Annotated in this window: 4 protein-coding genes; 3 read left to right on the top strand and 1 reads right to left on the bottom strand. The window is 63.1% G+C overall.

What is annotated here, in order from left to right:
• Positions 1–1,467, bottom strand: a 1,467-nt coding sequence (locus EN969_RS13650) for an HAD-IC family P-type ATPase (RefSeq protein ID WP_127419179.1), incomplete at its 3' end; no start/stop codon positions are given.
• A 189-nt stretch (positions 1,468–1,656) separates the two neighbouring features.
• Here EN969_RS13650 and EN969_RS13645 point away from each other — a divergent pair.
• From EN969_RS13645 to EN969_RS13635, 3 genes are all read left to right on the top strand, one after another.
• Positions 1,657–2,481 (top strand): glycosyltransferase family 25 protein, encoded by an 825-nt coding sequence (locus EN969_RS13645; protein ID WP_013528059.1) that lies wholly within the window; start codon positions 1,657–1,659, stop codon positions 2,479–2,481.
• A gap of 78 nt (positions 2,482–2,559) precedes the next feature.
• On the top strand, positions 2,560–5,361 hold the full coding sequence (locus tag EN969_RS13640; protein WP_063169904.1) for a [protein-PII] uridylyltransferase: 2,802 nt from the start codon (positions 2,560–2,562) through the stop codon (positions 5,359–5,361).
• A 46-nt stretch (positions 5,362–5,407) separates the two neighbouring features.
• On the top strand, positions 5,408–6,011 hold a 604-nt coding region (locus EN969_RS13635), incomplete at its 3' end, for a lipid II flippase MurJ (RefSeq protein ID WP_281060007.1).

Below are 6,011 nucleotides of genomic sequence, written 5' to 3'. Positions count from 1 at the left end.
CATCGGCGTGGCGAGGCCGAGCGCACAGGGACAAGCGATGATCAGCACCGACACCGCCGAGACGATGGCAAAGATCAGGCTGGGCTCGGGTCCAAACACGGCCCAAGCGATGAAGGCGACAATCGCGACAAGGACGACGGCCGGGACAAAGTAGAAAGAAACGCGATCAGCCAACCCTTGGATCGGGGCGCGCGAGCGCTGCGCCTTGGCGACGAGCTCGACGATGCGCGCCAGCGTCGTCTCGGCGCCGACCTTCTCAGCGCGCATGATCAGCGCACCATTCTTGTTGAGCGTGCCGCCGGTCAGCGCATCGCCCTCGACCTTCTCGACCGGCAACGGCTCGCCCGTGATCATCGATTCGTCGAGCGAGGACCGTCCTTCCAGCACCGTGCCATCGACCGGCACGGCGTCACCGGGGCGTATGCGCAGGCGATCGCCGGCCTTGACGGCGGCGAGGGGCACGTCGTTTTCGGAACCATCGGCGGCGATCAGCCGCGCTGTCTTCGGTGCGAGATCGAGCAAGGCGCGGATCGCCGAGCCGGTCTTTTCACGGGCGCGCAGCTCCAGCACCTGGCCAAGGAAGACCAGCGCGACGATGACGGCGGCAGCCTCGAAATAAACCGGCACCGCACCGCCATGGCCGCGGAACTGATGCGGAAAGATATCCGGAAACAGCGTGGCGACGACGCTGTAGAGATAGGCGGCGCCGACGCCGAGCGAGATCAGCGTCCACATGTTGGGGCTGCGGTTGACGAGCGAATCCCAGCCGCGGTGGAAGAAAGGCAGTGCCGCCCACAACACGACGGGGCTGGCCAATGCCAGCTCAAGCCAGACCTTCGTCCGCTCGTCGACAAAAGCCTGGAAAGTCAGGCCAAGCATCGGCGCCATGGCGACGACCAGCAAAGGGACGGATAGAGCGGCACTGACCCAGAATCGCCTGGTGAAATCGACCAGTTCCGGATTGGGACCCTCGTCACCCGTTGGTACGCCCATCGGCTCCAGCGCCATGCCGCATTTCGGGCAGGATCCGGGCTTGTCGCGGACGATCTCCGGGTGCATCGGGCAGGTGTATTGCGTGCCCTTGGGCATCGGCTGCGGTGCTGGCCTGCCGCCGAGATATTTTTGCGGCTCCGCCTCGAATTTCGCCTGGCAAGCGGCCGAGCAGAAATAGAAGCCCTGGCCTTCGTGGCGGGCAAAATGACTGGCTGTCGCGCGGTCGACGCTCATGCCGCAGACCGGATCGGTGGCGGTCAGGAATTTTTCCAGTTCGGCGACGAATTTCGTGCGGCAGCCCTGGCTGCAGAAATGATAGAGATGGCCATCATGCTCGGCCGTCGGCTTGCCAGCCGCCGGATCGACAGTCATGCCGCAGACCGGGTCGCGGACGACGCTCTTCGTGGTGGGCACGGCGCCTTTTGTCGAGCAGCAGCTGCCGTGCGCGTGATGATCGTGATCTGAATGCGTCATTCGAAAATGCCTTGATGGATCGGTGTGTGACGTGGAGATAGGGCTTCCAGTAACTGGAAGGTCAAGGGCTGTTTCGACTTTTCTTCTCCGGTCCACGGCGCGTCCATCCACCCCAGAAAAAGTCTCACGCGGCAACACCAGGCCTGCTAGAAAGCGCGAGCGTCGCGGGGGTGGGGATTTTCTTCGGCAATGAAGCGTCTGGTCATCAATCTCGATCGGTCTCCCGATCGCCTTGCCCGTGTGACGGCGGAGTTTGCCCGCATCGGCGTTGCATTCGAACGCGTTCAGGCCATAGACGCACGCGACCGGCCGGAGCTGGACCAGCTGCCGCAAAATGTCGGATATCGGAACAGGCTGCCATTGACTGACGGCGAGATCGCCTGCCTGCTCAGTCACCGGGCCTGCTGGGCTGTCATCGCGCAAGGCGACGCCCGCTACGGGGCGATTTTCGAGGACGACATCGTCTTTGCCGCAAAAGCCGGCGCATTGCTTCGCGACAGCGACTGGATCCCAGCCGATGCCGAAGTCGTCAAGCTCGAAAGCTACTTCTGTAAGACCGTGATCCGACGCAAGCGCATTGCCATCGGTCACGGCTTTTCCACATCCAAACTCGACGCCGAACATATAGGAACCGCCGGCTACATCATCTCCAGGCAAACCGCGCTCGACCTGATCAAGGCCACCGAGGAGATCGGCATCGCTGTCGACGACCTTGTCTTCAACCCCGAGTTTTCGGTTTTGCGAGGCGAGACGATCTATCAGCTTGTTCCTGCGCTCTGCGCGCAAGATCAGTTCCTTGGCGACAGGGCGCTCCAATTGCCAAGCCTGCTCAGAGAAAAGCGGGATATCCAGTGCGCCGCACCCGCCGGGACCGGGAAACGCAGAAAGACAGCCATAGCGAGGGTCAAAGCCGAGGCTCGGCGAATAGGCAAGCGCATTGTCGATTTCGGTCGACTGAAGCGGAGAATGGTCATTCCATTTACTTATCCGAGCCAAAACTCAGCCGGGTCTTGAACCGGCTTCAACGCCCCATACCCAGCGCCGCCAAAACGCGCTATAGACGCCGCCGAAACGGCAAGGCCGACTGGATATATGGCAAGAATCTCCCTGAAGCTCGACGAATTGATCGACGGCGAAGCCTTGCGCCGCGAGATGACCGCGCTGACCGCGGGCACGGCGGGCGACGGCTCAGGGCAGGCTGCGCGCAATGGTGTGCTCCAGCTGCTCAAGGGACGACTGGCGGACGGGCGCGCCATTGCCGAACGCATGCTGAGGGACGATGGCGGCGGCAGCGCCTGCGCGGCGCGGCTGTCGCATCTCATGGACGAGATCATCCGGGCGCTTTACGATTTCGCCGTCACCCATGTCTACCGGGTCAAGAACCCGTCCTCCGCGGAGCGCATGGCCGTCGTCGCTGTCGGCGGCTACGGCCGTGGAACGCTGGCGCCGGGGTCCGACATCGACCTGTTGTTCCTGCTGCCTTACAAGCAGACGCCGTGGGGCGAACAGACAGTCGAATACATGCTCTATATGCTGTGGGACCTGGGGCTGAAGGTCGGCCACGCCACACGCAATATCGACGAATGCCTGCGCCTGTCGCGCACCGACGTCACCATCCGCACCTCGATCCTCGAAGCACGTTTCCTGTGGGGCGAGGAAAAGCTCTATGATGAACTGATGCTGCGCTTCGACCATGAGGTGGTGCGCACGACCGGCCCCGAATATGTCCAGGCCAAGCTTGCCGAACGCGATGACCGCCATGCCAAGGCCGGCGAAAGCCGCTATCTGGTCGAGCCCAACGTCAAGGACGGCAAGGGTGGCCTGCGCGATCTGCAGACGCTGTTCTGGATCGGCAAATATTTCTACCGGGTGCGCACCGGCGAGGAATTGGTCGATAAAGGCGTCTTCACCGAGGGTGAGTACCGCGAGTTCCAGAAAGCCGAGGATTTCCTGTGGGCGGTACGCTGTCACATGCATTTCCTCACCGGCAAGGCCGAGGAGCGGCTGCATTTCGACATCCAGCGCGAGATCGCCGAACGGCTCGGCTACACCACGCACCCCGGCCTGTCGGCGGTCGAGCGCTTCATGAAGCACTACTTCCTCGTTGCCAAGGACGTCGGCGACCTGACCCGCATCTTCTGTGCCGCGCTCGAGGAGGAGCAGGCCAAGCACGTGCCGGGCTTCAACCGCATCTTCCTGACTTTCTCGCGGCGCAAGCGCAAGCTGGCCGGCACGTCGGACTTCATTGTCGACAACCACCGCATCAACATCGCCGACGACCAGGTGTTCGAGCGCGATCCGGTCAATCTGCTCAGGCTGTTCTGGTTCGCCGACAAGCACGGTCTGGAATTCCACCCCGATGCGCTGAAGCTGCTGACCCGTTCGCTCGGCCTGGTCAACAAGTCGCTGCGGCGCGACGAGGAGGCCAACCGGCTGTTCCTCGACATATTGACCTCGGATCGCAATGCCGAACTCAATCTGCGCCGCATGAACGAGGCCGGGCTGCTCGGCAGGCTGATCCCGGATTTCGGCAAGATCGTCGCCATGATGCAGTTCTCGATGTACCACCACTACACGGTGGACGAGCACCTCATCCGCTGCATCGGCGTGCTGGCCGAGATCGAACGCGGCGACGGCGAAAAGGTCCATCCCCTGTCGCACACGCTGATGCCGGGGCTGAAGAAGAGCCGCGAGGCGCTCTATGTCGCCGTACTGCTGCACGACATCGCCAAGGGCAGGCCGGAGGACCATTCCGAGGCGGGGGCCAGGATCGCACGCCGCATCTGTCCGCATATGGGGCTGTCGCCTGCCGATACCGAGACCGTTGCCTGGCTGGTCGAGAACCATCTCGTGATGTCGATGACAGCCCAGACCCGCGACCTCAACGACCGCAAGACCATCGAGGATTTCGCCGCGATCGTGCAGTCGGTCGAGCGGCTGAAGCTGCTTTTGATCCTCACCGTCTGCGACATCAGGGGCGTCGGACCGGGTGTCTGGAACGGCTGGAAGGGCCAGTTGCTGCGCACGCTCTACTACGAGACCGAATTGCTGTTGACCGGCGGGTTTTCGGAAGTGTCGCGCGCGCAACGCACGGCGGCGGCGCGCGAGCGTCTGGCCGAGGCGCTTGCCGACTGGCCGGACAAGGCCCGCAAGCGCTATGTCGGCCAGCACTACGAGAATTACCTTTTGACCGTCGATCTCGCAGACCAGCTGCGCCATGCCGAATTCATTCGTGAGGCTGACGCGTCAGGCAACAAGCTTGCCACCATGGTCAAGACCCACCAGTTCGAGGCGGTGACCGAAATCACCGTGCTGGCGCAGGACCACCCCCGCCTGCTCTCGGTCATCGCCGGGGCGTGCGCCGGGGCCGGCGGCAACATTGTCGACGCGCAGATCTTCACGACGTCGGACGGCCGTGCGCTCGACACGATCCTGATCAGCAGAGAATTCGACCGCGACGAGGACGAGCGCCGGCGTGCCGAGCGTGTCGGCCGGCTGATCGAGGACGTGCTGTCGGGCAAGAGCTGGCTGCCGGAAATGATCGAGAAGCGCACCAAGCCGCGGCGCGGCTCCAAGGTGTTCAAGATCCCGCCGCGTGCCGAAATCCGCAACACGCTGTCGAATCGTTTTTCGGTCATCGAGGTCGAGGGCCTCGACCGGCCTGGGCTGCTGTCGGAGATCACCGGAACGCTTTCCGACCTGTCGCTTGACATCGCATCGGCCCACATCACCACCTTCGGCGAAAAGGTCATCGACACTTTCTATGTCACCGATCTCACTGGCCAGAAGATAGATAACCCGGCCCGCATCGCCACCATCCGCAATCGGCTGATGGCAACGCTCGAAGGCATCGTGTCCGAACGCGGCGGCAAGTCCAGGGCGGCGGCCGAGTGACAACGACCATCACTTTGTCCCAATTCCGCAGGCAGTTCCCAAAAGCATGAGCCTCGTCAAGAAATTCGCAACGGTCGCTTCCGGCACGCTGATGAGCCGCGCGCTCGGTTTCGGCCGCGAGATGCTGATGGCCGCCGCACTCGGCACCGGACCGGTCGCCGATGCCTTCAACGCCGCCTTCCAGTTTCCCAACACCTTTCGCCGGCTGTTTGCCGAGGGCGCCTTCAACGCCGCCTTCGTGCCGCTGTTCGCCAAGGAGATCGAGACCCACGGCACCGAAGGCGCCAAGCGCTTTTCCGAGGAAGTGTTCGGCGTGCTGTTCACGGCGCTGCTGGCGCTGACCATCATCATGGAATTGTCGATGCCGCTGATCGTGCGCTATCTGGTGGCGCCGGGTTTTGCCGGCACGCCGGGGAAGTTCGACACCACGGTGACGCTGGCGACGATCATGTTCCCCTATCTGATCTGCATGTCGTTGGGCGCGATGATGGCGGGCATGCTGAATTCGCTGCGCCGCTATTTCGCCGCCGCCGTGGCGCCGGTGTTCCTCAACATCATCCTGATCGGCGTGCTCGCCTATGCCTGGTACAAGGGCTCGGATGCCCTCACAGGCGGCTACGGGCTGTCCTGGGGCGTGCTTGCCGCCGGAC

The organism is Mesorhizobium sp. M7A.F.Ca.CA.003.01.2.1, assembly GCF_003998945.1.
Taxonomy (GTDB): domain Bacteria; phylum Pseudomonadota; class Alphaproteobacteria; order Rhizobiales; family Rhizobiaceae; genus Mesorhizobium; species Mesorhizobium ciceri.
The sequence above is the reverse complement of the archived record's forward strand: the minus strand, read 5'-3'. Positions and strand labels throughout refer to the sequence as shown.

Excerpts from the sequence above, each read along its gene's own strand:
- EN969_RS13645 (WP_013528059.1), top strand. The coding sequence starts at position 1,657 with ATGAAGCGTCTGGTCATCAATCTCGATCGGTCTCCCGATCGCCTTGCC.
- EN969_RS13640 (WP_063169904.1), top strand. The coding sequence starts at position 2,560 with ATGGCAAGAATCTCCCTGAAGCTCGACGAATTGATCGACGGCGAAGCC.